Raw genomic sequence first — 18,040 nt, forward strand, 5'->3', positions numbered from 1 at the left:
CGTTTCGCGAGGGCGGCCGCCAGGCCGCCCTTTTTCGTATCCATTGGGGCATGGCGCGCATCCGCTCCGGACCATGGCGGGAGCCGATGCGGACTGGCAGGATGAAAGCCCCGTACCCCCGAGGACCGGCTCAGTCCGGAATGCAGCATGAAGCTCAGCGAGATTTCCTTCGTCACCACCGACTGGTCGTCCGTGCCGGCCGAACGCCATGCCGGCGACACCGGGGAGGCGATCTGGCGCACGCAGCATTTCGGGCCTGCCGACAACCGCATCCGGGTTCGGATGGTCGAGTATTCGCCCGGCTATGTCGCCGACCACTGGTGCTCCAAGGGCCACATCATCCTCTGTCTGGAGGGCGAGATGGAGACGACCCTGGAGGACGGCCGCGTGATGCCTCTGAAGGCCGGGATGAGCTATCAGGTCGCGGATGGCGCCGAGGCGCATCGCTCCGCGACCAAGACAGGCGCGAAGCTCTTCATCGTCGACTGATCAGCGCCGCACGATCTCGCTGCCGGTATAGCCCTGGGCATAGAGCAGGGCGGTGAGATCGGCGTGCTCCAGCCGGGCATCGGCCGCGGCGGCGACCGCGGGCTTGGCGCGGAAGGCGACGCCGAGCCCTGCCTCGCCGAGCATGGCGAGGTCGTTGGCGCCGTCGCCTATGGCGAGCGTCTGCGCAGGCGACAGGCCGAAGCGCCTGCGCAGCTCGATCAGCGAATCGAGCTTGGCCTGCTTGCCGAGGATCGGATCGGCGACCTCGCCGATCAGGATGCCGTCCTGCGCCAACAGCAGATTGGAACGGTGCTCGTCGAAGCCGATGGCTGCGCCGACCGGCCCGGTGAAGACGGTGAAGCCGCCGGAGACCAGCGCCGTATAGGCGCCGTTCGCGCGCATCGTATGGACCAGTTCGTAGCCGCCGGGGGTCAGCGTGATGCGCTCCCGGATGATCTCGTCGACGACTGCAAGCGGAACGCCCTTCAGCAAGGCGACCCGCTCGCGCAGCGCCGGCTCGAACGCGATCTCGCCACGCATCGCGCGCTCGGTGATGGCCGAGACGAGATCCTTCAAGCCGACATAGGCGGCGAGCTCGTCGATGCATTCCTGGCCGATCATGGTCGAATCCATGTCCGCCAGGAACAGCGCCTTGCGCCGGCCGGCCTCCGGCTGGACGATGACGTCGACAGGCGCGCCGTCCAGGGCAATGCGGAGCTCGGCTTCGAGCTTGCGCGCGTCGGTTCCATCCGCGAAGAGATCGGCGGCAATGGCGTCGTCGAGCATGGCCGTGCGGCGGGTGCCCGGCACCGCGCTGGCGAGCCGAGCCAGCATGGCTTCATCGACAAGCGCCTGGCCATGGGCGGAAACGAGAGTCGCGACGAGCATGGGAAGACCGGTGCAGCAGGCTGGAAGGACGATCAGGGCGGTGCTCATCGCAGGTCCGACCGCCAGCGGCAAGTCTGCGCTTGCGATCGAGATCGCACGCCGCTTCGACGGCGTCGTGGTCAACGCCGATTCCATGCAGGTCTATCGCGACCTGCGCATCCTTTCCGCCCGGCCGAGCGAGGCCGAGGAGGCGATGGTGCCGCACCGGCTCTACGGCCATGTCGACGGCGCCGTGAACTATTCGGCGATGCGCTATGCGGCGGATGTCGCGGCGCTGCTCCCCGAACTCTGGGCGCAGGGCAAGCTGCCGGTCCTGGTCGGTGGGACGGGGCTCTATTTCAAGGCTGTCGCCGAGGGATTTTCCGCCATGCCGCCTGTGCCGGAGGCGGTCCGCTCGGCCTTCCGGGCCCGAGCGGAGCATGCCGCGACCGAGGCATTGCACGCCGAGCTTGCCGGCCTCGATCCGGTGATGGCGGAACGGCTGCGGCCGTCGGACCGCATGCGGATCATGCGGGCGATCGAGGTCCATCTGGCGACCGGGCGTTCGCTGGCGAGCTTCCAGGGCGAGCGACAGCCGGGCCCCCTCGATGGTCTGCCGTTGCTGCGCCTCTTCGTCAGCCCGGAGCGGGAAGCGGTGCGGGCGCGAATCGACCGGCGCTTCGAGACTATGATGGCGCAGGGTGCGCTGGAGGAGGTCGTGCGGCTGCGTGACCGCAGGCTCGATCCGCTGCTGCCGATCATGCGCGCTCATGGCGTGCCGGGGCTAATCGCGCATCTCGACGGTGCGATCCCGCTGGAGGATGCGATCCGCCGCGGGCAGGCCGATACGCGCGCCTACGCCAAGCGGCAGGTAACGTGGTTTCGGCATCAGATGGCGGGCTGGCAGGCGGTGGCGCCGGAGGCGGCGCTGGAGACGGCGTTGCGCGAGCTGGAACGCCAGGACATCGGACCGTAGAGTGGAATCCGCTTTTCGGAAAATCCGATGCCCCAGTAATCAGATAGATCATCGTTACCGCGTCCGGTCGAACGCGCGACGACCTGGAACTCAGGCCGCGTCGGCGACGGCATCGGCCGCGGCGAGGCCGATGCGGTTGCGGCCCTCGCTTTTGGCGCGGTAGAGCGCCTGGTCGGCGCGAGCGAACAGAGCGGCAAGCGGTTCGGCGGCCTGGCGGGTCGCAATGCCGTAGCTGGCCGTGATCCTCAGCTCGAGCGTCTCGGAGACGGGCAGGGCGCGGCTCGCCAGAGCCTCCTGAATCTCGGCGGTTCTCGCCATGGCCTCGGCGGTATCGACGCCGCGCAGCAGGATCGCGAATTCCTCGCCGCCGACGCGGGCGACGAGATGCGGTTCGCTGCGCAGCAAGCCGAGGAGGAGATCGGCGAAGGCACGGATGATGGCATCGCCGGCCGGATGGCCATAGGTGTCGTTGACCTGCTTGAAGTGGTCGAGATCGACGATCACGATCGAGACGTCTTCCTGCATGCTTGCGGCCATTGCAGCATGAGCGCGCTCGGTGAAGGAACGGCGGTTGAGCAGCGCCGTCAGCGGGTCCGTCTCGGCGAGACGGCGCAGCTCCTTCTCGCGCTCCTCGCGATGGCTGATTTCTTCGGACAATGCATGGCGCGTCGCGCGCTCGCGCCCGATCTCGAGCGCAAGCGTCGCAGCCCGCAATTGCAGCGTCTGGTTGGCGACCGTGAGCTCGGTGATGTCGGTCAGCGTCAGCAGCAGCCCGTCGCCGAGGGGGGCGACCGCAAGCTGCAGCCAACTCGTCTTGCCGTCGCGGATGAAGGCCGTTTCGAAGCTGTCGGGGCGTTGCTCCTCCATGGCCGCGCGGCAACGTTCCCAGACTGCCGCGTCGGCCAGGAATGGCAAGGCCTCGAGGGCGTCTCGATCCAGCAGGGCGGCGCCGGGCCGCCCCGCCAGCAGCGCGGCTTGCCGATTGGCCGTGACGATGATCGTCTGGTCGATGCAGCCGTCGGAGCCGCGAAGCGCCCGCAACGCGACGATGCCGCTCGGCGAGTTTTCGAGCACGGCGTTGAGCAGGTCCTCGCGGAACTGCAGCGGTCGGCTGAAGGCGACGAGCATCTTGTCGCCTCCGCGCGTGAATGTCGGGAGCAGGAGGCGCTCCCAGAGAGCCACGCGGACCACCTGCTTTGCGCGGTGCACGGTGTAGAGCGGCCGGTTCTCGGCAAAGGCGCGCTCGGCGCAAGCCCGGGTGAAGGCGGCCAGTTGCGGCTGCATCGCGGAAAGCCGCTCGCCGAGCCGCGTGCCCCCGATATAACGAACGATCTCGCGGCCGTAATGCACCCAGCGATAGTCGCCGTCTTGGCTCGGTTCCAGGACGATCAACTCCTCGCCGAAGAGAGGCATGACTTCGGCACAGAAGGCTTCGTAGGAAACCGGCAGGCCCTCGCGGCTGTGAATCTCGAACCGATTCAGCAGTTCCGCGATCCGGGGCGCATGGGCACGAGCGGCGATGTTGTCGGTGTGGACTTCCTGATACATAGCCGTCCCGGTTCGAGCGGGCCGGACGCTAGGGCAAACGCATTGACAATCCGTTCCCGTGCAGGCGCGGTTTTTGGTTGATCTCGTCAACCATTCGCTTGCCAATGTGGTTAGTGCTTGACCGCCTGCGCGCGCTCCGCTAGCGTCCGGCAACTTTCGTGAAGGATCATGAGCGCGATGCGCAAGCTTATTCTCGTAGAGGTGCGCTGGTAGGGGCCGGTTTCAAGACCGGGCGTCCCCGACGCCAGCGCACGCCCAGGCCCCTCCGAGGGCCTTTTTTATTGCCCGTTTTCCGTCAGACCCAGATCCTTCGCAAAGCCGAAGACAAGCCGCAGGAGAGCCTCATGAGCGAGATGATGACCGGAGCCGAGATGGTCGTCCGCGCGCTTCAGGACCAGGGCGTCGAGCATCTGTTCGGATATCCGGGCGGCGCCGTGCTTCCGATCTATGACGCGATCTTCCAGCAGGACAAGGTCAAGCATGTCCTCGTCCGCCACGAGCAGGGCGCCGTCCACGCCGCCGAGGGCTATGCCCGCTCCGGCGCCGGCAAGGTCGGCTGCGTGCTCGTCACCTCCGGCCCCGGCGCGACCAATGCCGTCACCGGCCTGACCGACGCGCTGCTCGACTCGATCCCGGTCGTCGTCATCACCGGCCAGGTCCCGACGCATCTGATCGGCTCCGACGCCTTCCAGGAATGCGACACGGTCGGCATCACCCGCTCCTGCACCAAGCACAACTATCTGGTGAAGAGCATCCACGACCTGCCGCGCATCCTGCACGAGGCGTTCTATGTCGCCGCCAACGGCCGTCCGGGCCCGGTCGTGATCGACATCCCCAAGGACATCCAGTTCGCGACCGGCGCCTATAGCCGCCCGCGCGACAACCAGCACAAGACCTATCGTCCGGTGGTCAAGGGCGACCTGAACAAGATCAAGGCCGCGGTCGAGCTGATCGCCGGCGCCAAGCGGCCGGTCTTCTATACCGGCGGCGGCGTGATCAATTCCGGTCCGCATGCGTCGGCGCTGCTGCGCGAGTTGGCGCGGCTGACCGGCTTCCCGGTCACCTCGACGCTGATGGGGCTCGGCGCCTTCCCGGCGGCCGACAAGCAGTGGCTCGGCATGCTCGGCATGCACGGCACCTACGAGGCCAACCTGGCCATGCATGACTGCGACGTGATGATCGCGATCGGCGCGCGCTTCGACGATCGCATCACCGGGCGCATCGACGCCTTCTCGCCGCGTTCGAAGAAGATCCACATCGATATCGATCCCTCCTCGATCAACAAGAACGTCAAGGTCGACATCGGCATCATCGGCGATTGCGCCCATGTGCTGGAGGACATGGTCCGCATCTGGCGCGAAACCTCGCCGCAGGTCGACAAGAGCGCTCTCGCCGCGTGGTGGACGCAGATCGAGGGTTGGCGCGGACGCAGGAGCCTCGCCTACAAGCACTCGGACACGATCATCAAGCCGCAATATGCGCTCGAGCGGCTGCACGCGCTGACCAAGGACCGCAATACCTACATCACGACCGAGGTCGGCCAGCACCAGATGTGGGCGGCGCAGTACCTGCATTTCCAGGAGCCGAACCGCTGGATGACGTCGGGCGGGCTCGGCACCATGGGCTACGGCCTGCCGGCGGCCATCGGCGTGCAGATGAAGCATCCCGACGCGCTCGTCATCGACGTCGCCGGCGAGGCCTCGATCCTGATGAACATGCAGGAGATGTCGACGGCGGTGCAGTACCGGCTGCCGGTGAAGATCTTCATCCTCAACAACGAGTACATGGGCATGGTGCGCCAGTGGCAGGAGTTGCTGCATGGCGGGCGCTATTCGGAGAGCTATTCGCAGTCGCTGCCCGACTTCGTGAAGCTCGCCGAGGCCTATGGCGGCCATGGCATCCGCTGCGACGACCCGGCCAAGCTCGACGCCGCGATCATGGAGATGATCGAGACGCCCGGCCCGGTGATCTTCGACTGCCATGTCGCCAAGGAGGAGAACTGCTTCCCGATGATCCCGTCGGGCAAGGCGCATAACGAGATGATCCTGCCCGATTTCGAAGGCGATACCGGCGAGATCATCGACGCCAAGGGCAAGCAGCTGGTTTGAGGGCAGGCAATCGGCAGTAGGCCGTCGGCAATCGGATGTATCCGACCGCGGACGGCCGATTGCCGACTGCCCGGGGAGTAAAGCGACTATGGCGACCATCGGCCTGATCGGCGGAATGAGCTGGGAATCCACGGCGGTCTATTACCGGCTGCTCAACGAGGGCGTGCGGGCGCGGGCGGGGGGACTGCACTCGGCCGATGTCCTGCTGCATTCGCTGGACTTCGCGCCGATCGCCGAGATGCAGGCGGAGGGCGACTGGGCTGCGGCAGGCGTGGCGCTGGCCGACAGCGCCCGGCGCCTCGAGCGGGCCGGTGCGGCCTGCCTGCTGCTCTGCACCAACACCATGCACAAGGTCGCCGATCAGATCATCGCCGCGACCAAGCTGCCCTTCCTGCATCTCGCGGACGTGACGGCGCGGGCCATCAGGGCGACGCCGTCGCGGCGGCCGCTGCTGCTGGCGACGCGCTTCACCATGGAGCAGGCCTTCTACCGGGACCGGCTGAAGGCCTTCGGCGTCGAGGCTTTGGTGCCGCAGCCGCAGGAGCGGGATGAGGTCCATCGCATCATCTACGAGGAATTGTGCCGCGGCCGCGTCGAGGCCGCATCCAAGGAGCGCTACCTCGCCGTCGTCGAGCGGGCGATCCGGGACGAGGGTGCAGACGGCGTCATCCTCGGCTGCACCGAGATCGGGCTGCTGGTCTCCCAGGCGGATTTTGCGGTGCCGGTTTTCGATACCACCGCGCTCCATGCCGCGGCGGCCCTGGACTATGTCGCCGAAGTGAAGAGCGTCGCGGCATGAAGCTCCTGATCGGAAACAAGTGCTATTCATCCTGGTCGCTGCGGGCCTGGCTCCTCATGCGCGCCAAGGGAATCGCCTTCACGGAGGAACTGGTCCCGCTCGACGAGCCTGGCTTCAAGGAGGCGATCTTCGCTGCTGCGCCCGGCAGCGGCGGTACGGTTCCGACCCTGGTCGACGGCCAGATCGCCGTCTGGGAAACGCTGGCGATCGCGGAATACCTGCACGAGACGCATCCGGATGCCGGCATCTGGCCGGCCGACGCGACGGCGCGCGCCCATGCCCGTGCGATCTCCAGCGAGATGCATGCGGGTTTCACCGCGTTGCGCAGCGCCTGCCCGATGAATCTGGGCAAGCGCTACGGCAGGCGCGATCGCGGCGAGGGCGTCGCCCGCGACGTCGTCCGGATCACCGCTCTCTGGCGACAGGCGCGTGAGCGCTTCGGCCAGGCGGGAGGCGGGCCTTTCCTCTATGGCGCCTTTTCGGCAGCGGACGCGATGTACGCGCCGGTCGTTACCCGCCTCGATACCTACGGAATCGCGGTCGATCCCGTCTCGCAAGCCTATATGCAGGCCGTCCTCGATTTGCCCGGCTATCGCGAATGGCTGGCCGCCGCACTGACCGAAAGCTGGATCGTGGCGCAGGACGAGGTCGACGAGCCGGCTCTCGTCGACCTTCGCCAGCCCTGAGCCTCCCAACCGCACATTCCCCGTTCCAACCCGCCTACAGGTCTCCCATGTCGAAGCCCGCCACCCACTATCCGAATGCTCCCAAGTCGCAGCCGACTGCGCGTCACACGCTGGCGGTGATCGTCGACAACGAACCGGGCGTTCTTGCCCGCATCGCGGGGCTGTTCTCGGGCCGTGGCTACAATATCGAGAGCCTTACGGTCTCCGAGACCGAGCACGAGAAGCACCTCTCACGCATCACGGTGGTGACCTCCGGCACAGCCAATGTGATCGACCAGATCAAGGCTCATCTCGACCGGCTGGTGCCGGTGCACCGCGTCGTCGACCTCACCGAGCAGGGCGAGGCGATCGAGCGGGAGCTCGCACTGATCAAGGTCGTCGGAAAGGGCGAGCAGCGCGTCGAGGCGATGCGCCTTGCCTCGGCCTTCGGAGCGCGGGTCCTCGACGCCTCGCTGACCTCGTTCGTCTTCGAGCTCACCGGTGCGACGGAGGAGATCGAGCGCTTCATCAAGACGATGACCGCGGTCGGTCTGACGGAAGTCTCGCGCACCGGCATCGCGGCGATGAGCCGCGGCCCGGAATCGATGTGAGCATGGCGCTGACTCCGGAAACGCTCGGCCTGATCGCGCTCGGGCTCGGCATTGCGGGCTTCGCCTGCCTTGCCGGGCCGGTGATCCTGCGGCTGACCGGCCGTGCGCAGGCGGAGCCGCCCGGCAGCGGCAAGAGCCTGCGCTCGCCGCTGTGGTGGGCGGGCTTCCTGCTGACCGTCGCCGCGATCTTCCTGCAGCGCATCGCGAGCCAGCAGGTCGCAGGCGGCTAACCAGCCGCCTCGATCAAGCCGACTTGTTTCGTGAGAGACGGGCGCGCATGATTTCGCGCGTGACCTGGCGCATGTTTTGGCGAGGAGGGGCGCCCGATGTCGATCCAGCTCGAGGTCCGCAGCTATCGTGGCGGCGATCGGCATCATCACGATTTCAGCCAGATCCTGCTCCCGATGCAGGGCGCGATGCGGCTGGACGTCGAGGGGCGCCGTGGCGTCGTCTCGCATAGTTGCGTGGCTCTGATCCCACGGCATCGCGAGCACGGCTTCGAGCCGAGCAGCGATTGCAGCATGCTCATCCTCGATGTCGACGTGGCGGGGCTGGGCGGCGAGATGCCGCCGACGCTGCTCGACAGCCCTGAGCCTTCGCTCCTGCCGATCGCGCCCTGGCTGTGGCGCATGTTCCGCCAGCTCGGCACGGAGGTCGAGACTGGAGCCTGCCCGGCGGAGGCTGCCGCGCGCATGGCCATGACGGCGCTGCATCTGGTCGAGCCCGAGCAGCGGCCGCAGCCTTGGTCGCGCGCCGAGCGGCGCGTGCTGGACGTCGTGGAGAGAGGGCAGGCGTCCGGCGTGGCGCAGATGGCGCGGATGGCCGGGCTCGGGCAGAGTCAGTTCCATGCCCTGTTTCGGGCGACCACGGGTCGATCACCGAAGCAGTTGCAACTCCAGCGCCTGTTCGAGCGGGCCGCCGAGCGGCTGGCGACGACGTCCGCACCGGTCTCGGAGATCGCCTATGATCTCGGCTATCAGAACGCCGCTTCCTTCAACCGGCAGTTCAAGCGCCGCTTCGGCCTGACGCCGAGCGAATTCCGCGCCGCGAACCGCGGGCCGGCAAGGGGCTGACCCCGGCATCGCAGTTTCGGTCAAGCCGTTCGCAGTTTCGGCCCATCACAGCCGTCCCGGCGCTTGCTAGCCTCGTCACTGGCAATGACCGCACGCGGAGAACCCGGCGATGAAGCTGACCGATTTCAAAGTCCTGACATTCGATTGCTACGGCACCCTGATCGACTGGGAGACCGGCATTTGGAATGCGCTGCAGCCGCTCCTGAGCGCCGGTGGAATCGCACTGGAGCGCGAGGATGCGCTTGCCCGCTTCGGTCGCTACGAAAGCGAGCAGGAGGAGGCGACGCCGTCCCTGCGCTACCCCACGCTGCTCGCCGCCGTGCATGCGCGCTTCGCCCGGGATCTCGGCCTGCGTATCCATGCCGATCTCAATGAGCGTTTCGGCGCTTCGGTGCCGGACTGGCCGGCCTTTCCCGATTCAGCCGAGGCGCTCGCCTATCTCAAGCGGCACTACAAGCTCGTCATCCTGTCCAATGTCGACCGCCAGAGCTTCGCCGCCAGCAACAGGAAGCTCGGCGTGACCTTCGACGGTATCCATACCGCCGAGGATATCGGTTCGTACAAGCCAGATCCGCGCAACTTCGCCTTCCTGCTGGAACACCTCGAGGCCGATTTGGGCCTCGGCGCACACGACGTCCTGCACACCGCGCAAAGCCTGTTCCACGACCATGTGCCGGCGCAGAAGGCCGGGCTGGCGCGGGCCTGGATCGACCGGCGCTTCGACAAGGCGGGAAGCGGCGCCACGCTGATGCCCGAGCAGCGCCCGAGCGTGGATTTCCACTTCAAGAGCCTGGCCGACATGGCGCGGGCGCATCGCGAGGCCATGGCCTGAATCGGAAGCGCGGCGGCACCTTCCGGCGGCGCTGTCTCAGCCGCTGAAGCCGCCCTCATTGAGAAACGCATGTTCCTCTGCCGTCGTCTCGCGGCCGAGAACCTCGTTTCGATGCGGAAAACGGCCGAAATCGCGGATGATGTCGCGATGGATCTCGGCGAACTTCACGCCTTCGGCGTCGTCGGCCGCCGCGCAGAGCGCAACGCAGTGCTCCTGATCGCGCAGCGCTTCCGAGTGCATGAATGGCATGTAGAGGAAGCGCTGCTCCGGCGGCTGATACGCTTTGTCGAACCCCTCCGCGACGGCATGCCGCGCGATGGCGAGCGCCTTGGGGTCGGTGGCAAAGGCCTGCGGGCTGCCGCGGAACAGGTTGCGGGGGAACTGGTCGAGCAGGATCAGCAGGGCATAGGCGCCTTCGGGAGTGTCCTGCCAGTCGTCCAGCTGGCCCGCCGCCGCCGCTTCATAGGCCGGCAGGAAGCGCTGCCTGATCTCGGTGTCGAAAGCGCTATCCTTGGCGAACCATTTCTCCGGGCCGGCCTTGCGCCAGAAGGCGACGATGTCGGCGGGGCGGGGCAGGGACATGGCAGGCTCCGTTCGGCGAGACAGTGCCCCGGAGATAATTCCTCAGCAGCCGGCCGTCAGCCCCGAATAGGACTTGCGAGGGGCCGGTACCTGCGCTAGAGCCTGAACCGTAACGTACGGTACGGACTTTCGATCACCCATGACCCGGGCCCCGGCAGAGACGCAAGGCGAGGCGCTGACAGCGCGCCAGCAGGCCGTGCTCGACGCCGTTCTCAGTCTGATGGTGGAGAAGGGCAGCGGGCTGACCATGACCGCGGTGGCGCGGCGGGCGAGCTGCTCCAAGGAAACCCTCTACAAATGGTTCGGCGACCGCGACGGCCTGCTGACCGCGACAGTGCAGTGGCAGGCCTCGAAGGTGAGGGCGGGCAATTTCGACCGCCAGACCCTCGATGCCGGCGCCCTGCGCGAAAGCCTGAAGCGGTTCGCGGCCAACTGGCTCGAGGTGATCTCCTCGCCGACCTCGATCGCGCTGAATCGCATCGGCGTCAGTCAGGCAGCGGCGCGGGACGGCAATCTCGGGTCGATCGTGCTGGCCAATGGCCGCTTCGCCATCGGCAAGCGCATGATGCCGGTGCTGGAGGCGGGCCGCGAGGCGGGCCTCCTCGATTTCGACGACACCGAGACGACCTTCCGCACCTTCTTCGGCCTGGTCGGCCGCGACATCCAGATCCGGCTGCTGCTCGGCGACCCGCTGACGCTGGGCAAGGCCGAGATCGCACGCGACGCGGAGCGCGCCACCGACCAGTTTCTCACCCTCTACGGCACGGCAGCGAATGATCCGGGCCGGACGAACAACGCGTGACAAAGGAGACACCCATGCGCGTCTATTACGATCGTGATGCCGACATCAACCTGATCAAGGGCAAGAAGGTCCTCATCGTCGGCTACGGCTCGCAGGGCCATGCTCATGCGCTCAACCTGCGCGATTCCGGCGTCAAGGAGGTCGCGATCGCCCTGAAGGAAGGCTCCGCCACCCGCAAGAAGGCGGAAGGCGCCGGCTTCAAGGTCTTCACCCCGGCCGAGGGTGCCAAGTGGGCCGACGTCATCATGATGCTGACGCCGGACGAGCTGCAGGCCGACATCTACCGCGACGAGCTCGCCGCCAACATGAAGGAAGGCGCTGCGCTCCTCTTCGCGCACGGCCTCAACGTTCATTTCAACCTGATCGAGCCGCGCAAGGACCTCGACGTGCTAATGGTCGCCCCGAAGGGCCCGGGCCACACCGTCCGTTCCGAGTATGAGCGTGGCGGCGGCGTGCCGACCCTGATCGCGATCCATCAGGACGCGACCGGCAACGCCCATGACCTCGGCCTGTCCTACGCCTCGGCCAATGGTGGCGGCCGCGCCGGCATCATCGAGACGACCTTCAAGGAAGAGTGCGAGACCGACCTGTTCGGTGAGCAGGTCGTGCTCTGCGGCGGCCTGGTCGAGCTGATCAAGGCCGGCTACGAGACGCTGACCGAGGCCGGCTACGCTCCCGAGATGGCCTATTTCGAGTGCCTGCACGAGGTGAAGCTGATCGTGGACCTGATCTACGAAGGCGGCATCGCCAACATGAACTACTCGATCTCGAACACCGCCGAGTACGGCGAGTACGTCACCGGCCCGCGGATCATCACGGCCGAGACCAAGGCCGAGATGAAGCGCGTTCTCAACGACATCCAGTCGGGTAAGTTTACCCGTGACTGGATGCTGGAGAACAAGGTCAACCAGACTTCGTTCAAGGCGACCCGCGCCCGCATGGCTGCCCATCCGATCGAGGAAGTCGGCAGCAAGCTGCGCGACATGATGCCATGGATCAAGGCCAAGGCTCTGGTCGACAAGTCGAAGAACTGAGCTTCACAATCTGATTCAAATGCCTGCGGAACCGAATCCGCTTCGGGTCCTAAGCTTTTGATCTTGCTTTATGTCTGACTTTGGGAAGGCGGCGCTGAAAGGCGCCGCCTTCCTCCGTTCAGGAGGGGTTGGGGAACACGTCGCGGTTCGCGGCGTTCTGTTTGCTGGGTGTGGCCGACGAGGCTGGCCCGACGCAGGGGAGAGACGATCATGGTGGTCGAAACGAAGCCCGAGGCGCCGGTCGCGGAGGCGGAACGTCGCCCGGATCTCGAGCAGTTGCGTGGCGGCGAGCCTCTACCCAGCCTGCAGGCAGATCGTCACAGCGAGGGCGATCCGGCGGTCGAGACGCCGGTGGAGGCCAGGCAAGGGTTCCTTGGCCGGCCTGTTCTGATGGTGCTGATCGGTGGGCTGGTGCTGGCGATGATCGCGTGGCTCGCCGTGGAGATGAGCGTCTACTGAGTGCGGCAGCTTGACCTGAAGCAGGTCCCCCGCCGATCTGGAATGGAGAGGTGCCGATGCGAATGTCGAGGCTTGTCCATCCATCCATTGCCGCGCAGATAGCGCTGCTGGCATCGCTTGCGCTGATGATCTGGGTGATCTTCACCTGACCCGGGCAATGCCGCCGCCTTGCCGCCGATACGGCGGGGCGCCGCCGAGATTTCAACGCGCGGCCGACGGCTCAAAACCTCTGCTTTGCGGACGCTGAGCGACGCAAACCAACGATGCGTTCTTCCACTGGCCGTCCAGAGGGACGATGTCGATCAGTTTCCCTGTGGGCACGTCCGCGTGCGTCTTTTGCGGCCGACGCTTTCGTTCCGGCAAAGGCTCTGCCTGAATGCTCATCCTGTCCGCACGAAGCCGACGACGTGCATTCGTATGAGGTCACCCTTATCAAGGACGCTCATATTCCTACGATTGCGGCGGGGGCTGGGACATGACCGATTTCGAGACGCGATTCAACCGCGCGCTGGAAGAAGTCAAATATTCTCCTTTTGGAGACAGCAAAGTCTACGCAAAGGCTCAGGTTCGGCGCGAATTTCGCGATAGTGTCTTTATCTACGGTACCGTAGGCCCCAATGCATTGCACAACGGAGGCGCGGCGAAAGGCAATACCGTCGCCTGGGCCGCTGCGCACTGGGTGCGCATGACGAAGCAACATCAGCAGCATCACTCGCTGATCGCGCAGCGGGAGTTCCATTTCTACGATCCCGGCCCTCGGGCCGCGCAGCTGATACTGGGCGAGTATCAGATGATGGACATGTATTACGGTATGAACAACGATCTGTTCCGGAACAGAAAGCTCAATATCGCTGAATTCATCCACAAAGTTATGGAGTTCGACCGGCGCGGCGTTGCGTTCGATCCGAACCAGTCCGGCCGCGATGCCTTCATGGCGGCTTTTCCCGGTGCCGGAGAGGGTTGGAAAAAGCACCCCGATACCGACGCCGCCTATGGCCACTCCGCGACCAAGGAAATGTCGAAGATCATTCGCGAGGGCATCAAGACTTTCGGTGGAAAGCTGATCTTTGAAGGAAAATCGGTCTTCGGCGCCGGAATCTTCGATCCGCGAGCCTATCAGGGAGATACCGACCTCGAAGCGCAGGAGCTATTCAAATACTTCAAATGGCCGGTGACGCCGGACACGCCATTTGGTGATGGAAGCCTCGAGTTCCATTGGGGAGGGAGGCCGACGTCACCGACGCGCGCCCATTTCCTGACGAACTGGAACTATGCCGGCATCCACAACGTTCATCGCGCCGGCAATCGCGTGAATCAGGACGACAACCGCAAGGCCTGGCGGGAGTATCTCGAGAAGGTCATGGGGCATCGGCATGGGCTTCGACAGATCTGGAACAATTTCCGGAACTTCCCGCCGGGCATGATCGTGTCCAATCCGGCCATGGTGGCCAGGCTGAACCTGCATTCGGATTTCGCGAAGATGGAGATGGTGATCGCCCAGCTGAGCGCGCTCATCGCACAGCATCGGCGCCCTCCCGGCTAGCGCCGAATGTCCGGCCGAGGCTGCCAACTGCGCTCGGCGGCGGTCAGGAGCCCTGGGTGACGAACTCGGCGAGGCGGCCTGCGCCGTAAAGCAGGCCGAAGCCCCAGGCGAAGGAGGCGAGCCAGTTCGCCAGGTGGAACTGCCAGGCCGGCATCGCGACCAGGCCGGCGACGATGGCGATCACGGCGCGCAGCGGTCCGAAGAAGTGGCCGATCAGGATGCTGGCCAGCCCCCATTTCTCGAAGAAGCCGTGGCCTCGATCGAGCAATTGCGGGTTCTTGGTGAAGGGCCAGTAGTCGTGCACCCGCGGGCCGAGGATCAGGCCCGCCCAGTAGGACACCCAGAAGCCGCTGCCGGCACCGAGCGAGGCCGCCAGCGCAAGCGGAACGAGATTGAGCCCCGAGGCTCCCGCCACCGCCCCGAACGTCGTGAAGAATACCGTCGCCGGCACCAGCCAGGACAGGATGGCGACGCATTCGCAGAAGGCGACGAGGAAGACGATCGGGATCGCCCATTCCTGGTTGACCCGCATGAACTCGACGAGCGTCTGCATGGCGTGTTCGAGGGCTGCCATGATGTTCGCTCGTATTCCCTAGGCCGAAGGTGGACCGCCGGGATATGGCCTGCGGCAAGGCGCGAGGCAAGCGCCCCCATCCGCTCTGTTCCGCGGCTTTGCCTTCCAGGAACGATCGCCTATTAAATTCGCCAACGCAGAAAAGGCCGGTCGCGCCGTTCGGGCACCCGCCAGTGGGGAAACGGATTTCATGGAGTTGCAGGACAGCCCGCAGGCAGGGGCGGGAGCGGCACAGGTGTTGCCGGGCGAGACGGCGGTCGCATTGTCGGGCGTCGATATCACCTTCCATCTGGCCGACGGCGGACGCTACCAGGCGGTGAAGGGGATCGATCTGAGGGTTTCGCCCGGGGAGTTCGTTTCGATCGTCGGGCCGACGGGATGCGGAAAGTCGACGCTGCTCAACGCGGCAGCCGGCTTGCTGTCGCCCTCGGCCGGCAAGGTCGGCATCTTCGGCAAGCCCCTCGTCGGGCTGAACCGGCGCGCCGGCTATCTCTTCCAGCAGGACGCGCTGATGCCCTGGAAGACGGCCCTCGACAACATCAAGGTCGCGCTGGAGCCGATGGGCGTACCCGAGCGCGAGGCTGCGGAGCGTGCGCGCGAGTGGCTGGCGCGGGTCGGGCTTCGCGCCTTCGTCGATCGCTACCCGCACATGCTCTCGGGCGGGCAGCGCAAGCGCGTCAGCCTGGCGCAGATGCTGATCCGCAATCCCGAGATCATCCTGATGGACGAGCCGTTCGGGCCGCTCGACGCACAGACGCGGCAGATCATGGGCAATCTCCTGCTCGATCTCTGGTCGCGCGACCGGAAGGCGCTGATGTTCGTGACGCATGATCTGGAGGAGGCGATCGCGCTTTCCGACCGCGTCGTCGTGATGTCGGCGGGACCGGCGGCGGGGATCGTCGCGGATTACAGGGTGAGCCTGCCGCGCCCGCGCGATATCGCCGATATCCGGCTGGAGAAGGCCTTCCACGAGATCCATCGCGACATCTGGTCGTCGCTCAGGGTCGAGGTGCAGAAGGCCTATGCGATGGGCGAGGGACGAGAACTCGTCGGGGGAGACGCATCATGAAGCGGATAAGGCTTCTCGCCCTCCAGGTCCTGGTGATGCTGGTCTTCCTGGCCGTCTGGCATGTGGCGACCACCACCAGCCTGTTCGGAGACGTCAAGACCAGCCAGTTCTTCTTCTCCACCCCGGTCGCGGTGCTGGCGCGCACCTTCAAGGAGCTGACCGGGCCCGACATCTACTGGCATCTCGGCATCACGCTGACGGAAACGGTGCTCGCCTTCGTCATCGGTTCGGCAGCCGGCATCCTGTTCGGCTTCGCCTTCGCGCGAAATGCCCTGCTCTCGGCGGTTTTCGACCCTTACATCAAGGCTGCGAACGCCCTGCCGCGCGTGGTTCTGGCGCCGATCTTCGCGCTCTGGTTCGGCCTCGGCATCTGGTCGAAGGTGGCGCTCGGCTTCACGCTGGTCTTCTTCATCGTGTTCTTCAACGTCTATCAGGGCGTGCGCGAGGTCTCGCCGACGATCCTGGCCAATGCGCGCATGCTCGGCATGAACGAGCGCCAGCTCTTCAAGCATGTCTACTGGCCTTCGGCCCTGACCTGGATGTTCTCTTCGCTGCACACCTCCGTGGGCTTCGCGCTGGTCGGTGCGGTGGTCGGCGAATATCTCGGCTCCTCGGCCGGGCTCGGCTACAAGATCCACGAGGCGGAAAGCGTCTTCGACGTGACCGGGGTGTTTTCCGGCATGGTGATCCTCACCATCTTCGTCATCGCCATCGACACGCTGGTGACGCTGGTCGAGCGGCGCCTGCTGGTCTGGCGTCCCGCGCAGAGCGCGACGACCACGACGTAAGGCGAGTTGCCGGTTCGGACCCATCTCGCCTATCGTCGCGCCCAAGCACCTACCAGAAGTGCTTTCTCAACCGGAGGTTACGCCATGAAACTGACCCGTCGCGACGCGCTGGCCGCGCTCGCCGCTTCCACCGCCGTCGGCCTGTCGCCCGCGACCGTCCTGGCGCAGGCGGCCGAGAAGCCCAAGCTCACCCTCGGCGTCGGCGGCAAGCCGCTGCTCTACTATCTTCCGCTCACCGTCGCGGAGAAGAAGGGCTTCTTCAAGGACCAGGGGCTCGATGTCGAGATCAACGATTTCGGCGGCGGGGCCAAGTCCCTGCAGGCGCTGGTGGGCGGCTCCGTCGACGTCGTGACCGGTGCCTATGAGCACACCATCCGGATGCAGGCGAAGGGGCAGGACATCCGCGCGGTGATCGAGCTCGGCCGCTTCCCGGGCATCGTCATCGCGGTCCGCAAGGACCTGGCCGACAAGGTGAAGACCGCTGCGGATTTCAAGGGGTTGAAGGTCGGGGTGACCGCACCCGGATCCTCGACCTCGCTGACGGCGCAATATGCGATGGTCAAGGCCGGTCTCAAGCCGACGGACGCGGCCTTCATCGGCGTTGGCGGCGGCGCCAGCGCGGTCGCGGCGATCAAGCAGAAGCAGGTCGACGTGATCTCGCATCTCGACCCGGTCATCTCGAAGCTGGAGGCCGACGGCGACATCGTCTCGCTGATCGACACCCGTACCGAGGCCGGCACGAAGGCGCTGTTCGGCGGCTCCAACCCGGCGGCCGTGCTCTATCTCAAGAACGATTTCGCCGAGAAGAATCCGGTCACGACGCAGAAGCTCGTCAATGCCTTCATGAAGGCGCTGAAGTGGCTGGAGACGGCGAAGCCGGAGGAGGTCGCCGATCTCGTTCCGCAGGAATATCTGCTCGGCGACCGGCCGCTCTATATCCGTGCCGTCAAAAACTCGCTCGAAAGCTATTCCCGCACGGGCATCGCGCCGCCGGACGGCATGAAGAGCATGTACGACTCGCTGAAGCTGCTCGATCCCGAGCTGAGCAGCTCCAATGTCGACCTGTCGAAGACCTTCATCGACAGCTTCGCCAAGAAGGCCGCATCAGGCGCCTGAGACGGCGGAAGAATCTGGTTGTCAACGTCTTTTGGCGTCGCGTTCCTCCGCGGTTCGGTGCAGGCTGCAGCGAATCGCGGGGGTATAGCGAAAGTGCCGGAGCGG

General features: G+C 65.8%; 20 protein-coding genes. 16 read left to right on the plus strand and 4 right to left on the minus strand.

The features are described from left to right. Positions 1 to 147: 147 nt before the first annotated feature. Positions 148 to 489: a DHCW motif cupin fold protein gene (locus BGO20_RS17935; protein ID WP_291660577.1), complete on the plus strand. Its 342-nt coding sequence runs from the start codon at positions 148 to 150 to the stop codon at positions 487 to 489. Here BGO20_RS17935 and serB read toward each other — a convergent pair whose 3' ends face one another. Next, on the minus strand, positions 490 to 1,377 hold the full coding sequence (serB, locus tag BGO20_RS17940) for a phosphoserine phosphatase SerB (protein ID WP_291660579.1): 888 nt from the start codon (positions 1,375 to 1,377) through the stop codon (positions 490 to 492). It lies immediately after the preceding gene. Between serB and miaA the strand changes: the two genes are divergently transcribed. Then, complete coding sequence (gene miaA, locus BGO20_RS17945; RefSeq protein ID WP_291660580.1) at positions 1,376 to 2,332, plus strand: tRNA (adenosine(37)-N6)-dimethylallyltransferase MiaA; 957 nt, start codon at positions 1,376 to 1,378, stop codon at positions 2,330 to 2,332. The genes serB and miaA overlap by 2 nt on opposite strands. A 90-nt stretch (positions 2,333 to 2,422) precedes the next feature. Here miaA and BGO20_RS17950 read toward each other — a convergent pair whose 3' ends face one another. Then, positions 2,423 to 3,880, minus strand: a complete 1,458-nt coding sequence (locus tag BGO20_RS17950; RefSeq protein WP_291660582.1) for a GGDEF domain-containing protein — start codon at positions 3,878 to 3,880, stop codon at positions 2,423 to 2,425. Positions 3,881 to 4,224: 344 nt separating this feature from the next. Here BGO20_RS17950 and BGO20_RS17955 point away from each other — a divergent pair, with 344 nt between their 5' ends. From BGO20_RS17955 to BGO20_RS17985, 7 genes are all read left to right on the plus strand, one after another. Further along, complete coding sequence (locus BGO20_RS17955) at positions 4,225 to 5,988, plus strand: acetolactate synthase 3 large subunit (RefSeq protein ID WP_291660583.1); 1,764 nt, start codon at positions 4,225 to 4,227, stop codon at positions 5,986 to 5,988. 88 nt (positions 5,989 to 6,076) lie between these two features. Continuing rightward, a complete protein-coding gene (locus BGO20_RS17960; protein ID WP_291660584.1) occupies positions 6,077 to 6,787 on the plus strand; it encodes an aspartate/glutamate racemase family protein in 711 nt (236 codons plus the stop codon). Further along, positions 6,784 to 7,473 (plus strand): glutathione S-transferase family protein, encoded by a 690-nt coding sequence (locus BGO20_RS17965; RefSeq protein ID WP_291660586.1) that lies wholly within the window; start codon positions 6,784 to 6,786, stop codon positions 7,471 to 7,473. The genes BGO20_RS17960 and BGO20_RS17965 overlap by 4 nt, the downstream gene beginning before the upstream one ends. 47 nt (positions 7,474 to 7,520) lie before the next feature. Then, positions 7,521 to 8,063: an acetolactate synthase small subunit gene (ilvN, locus tag BGO20_RS17970; protein ID WP_291660588.1), complete on the plus strand. Its 543-nt coding sequence runs from the start codon at positions 7,521 to 7,523 to the stop codon at positions 8,061 to 8,063. A 2-nt stretch (positions 8,064 to 8,065) separates the two neighbouring features. Continuing rightward, the gene (locus BGO20_RS17975) at positions 8,066 to 8,293 is read left to right on the plus strand and encodes a hypothetical protein (protein ID WP_291660589.1); all 228 of its coding nucleotides are present in this window, start codon (positions 8,066 to 8,068) and stop codon (positions 8,291 to 8,293) included. Positions 8,294 to 8,389: 96 nt separating this feature from the next. Further along, a complete protein-coding gene (locus BGO20_RS17980; protein WP_291660590.1) occupies positions 8,390 to 9,136 on the plus strand; it encodes a helix-turn-helix domain-containing protein in 747 nt (248 codons plus the stop codon). 109 nt (positions 9,137 to 9,245) lie between these two features. Beyond that, complete coding sequence (locus BGO20_RS17985; protein WP_291660591.1) at positions 9,246 to 9,968, plus strand: haloacid dehalogenase type II; 723 nt, start codon at positions 9,246 to 9,248, stop codon at positions 9,966 to 9,968. 36 nt (positions 9,969 to 10,004) lie between these two features. Here the strand turns inward: BGO20_RS17985 and BGO20_RS17990 are convergent, their stop codons facing one another. Then, entirely contained in the window at positions 10,005 to 10,550 is a 546-nt protein-coding gene (locus BGO20_RS17990) for a DUF924 family protein (protein ID WP_291660592.1), read from the minus strand. 139 nt (positions 10,551 to 10,689) lie between these two features. On the opposite strand from BGO20_RS17990, the gene BGO20_RS17995 reads away from it, so the two are divergent. The 4 genes from BGO20_RS17995 (at position 10,690) to BGO20_RS18010 (ending at position 14,388) form a co-directional block, all read left to right on the plus strand. Further along, complete coding sequence (locus BGO20_RS17995; RefSeq protein WP_291660593.1) at positions 10,690 to 11,352, plus strand: TetR/AcrR family transcriptional regulator C-terminal domain-containing protein; 663 nt, start codon at positions 10,690 to 10,692, stop codon at positions 11,350 to 11,352. Between the two features lie 14 nt (positions 11,353 to 11,366). Further along, a complete protein-coding gene (gene ilvC, locus BGO20_RS18000; RefSeq protein WP_291660594.1) occupies positions 11,367 to 12,386 on the plus strand; it encodes a ketol-acid reductoisomerase in 1,020 nt (339 codons plus the stop codon). A 210-nt stretch (positions 12,387 to 12,596) separates the two neighbouring features. Beyond that, positions 12,597 to 12,845, plus strand: coding sequence for a hypothetical protein (locus BGO20_RS18005; RefSeq protein WP_291660595.1), 249 nt, complete (start codon positions 12,597 to 12,599; stop codon positions 12,843 to 12,845). A gap of 475 nt (positions 12,846 to 13,320) precedes the next feature. Further along, complete coding sequence (locus tag BGO20_RS18010) at positions 13,321 to 14,388, plus strand: hypothetical protein (protein WP_291660596.1); 1,068 nt, start codon at positions 13,321 to 13,323, stop codon at positions 14,386 to 14,388. Between the two features lie 43 nt (positions 14,389 to 14,431). On the opposite strand, the gene BGO20_RS18015 is transcribed toward BGO20_RS18010, so the two are convergent. After that, positions 14,432 to 14,962, minus strand: coding sequence for a DedA family protein (locus tag BGO20_RS18015; protein ID WP_291660597.1), 531 nt, complete (start codon positions 14,960 to 14,962; stop codon positions 14,432 to 14,434). A 190-nt stretch (positions 14,963 to 15,152) separates the two neighbouring features. Between BGO20_RS18015 and BGO20_RS18020 the strand changes: the two genes are divergently transcribed. From BGO20_RS18020 to BGO20_RS18030, 3 genes are all read left to right on the plus strand, one after another. After that, entirely contained in the window at positions 15,153 to 16,031 is an 879-nt protein-coding gene (locus BGO20_RS18020) for an ABC transporter ATP-binding protein (protein WP_291660598.1), read from the plus strand. Continuing rightward, entirely contained in the window at positions 16,028 to 16,819 is a 792-nt protein-coding gene (locus BGO20_RS18025; protein WP_291660599.1) for an ABC transporter permease, read from the plus strand. The genes BGO20_RS18020 and BGO20_RS18025 overlap by 4 nt, the downstream gene beginning before the upstream one ends. 84 nt (positions 16,820 to 16,903) lie before the next feature. Further along, complete coding sequence (locus BGO20_RS18030; protein ID WP_291660600.1) at positions 16,904 to 17,935, plus strand: ABC transporter substrate-binding protein; 1,032 nt, start codon at positions 16,904 to 16,906, stop codon at positions 17,933 to 17,935. The last annotated feature ends 105 nt before the right edge of the window (positions 17,936 to 18,040 follow it).

Origin of the sequence: Allobosea sp. 67-29, assembly GCF_001898115.1 — a bacterium.
Classification (GTDB): domain Bacteria; phylum Pseudomonadota; class Alphaproteobacteria; order Rhizobiales; family Beijerinckiaceae; genus Allobosea.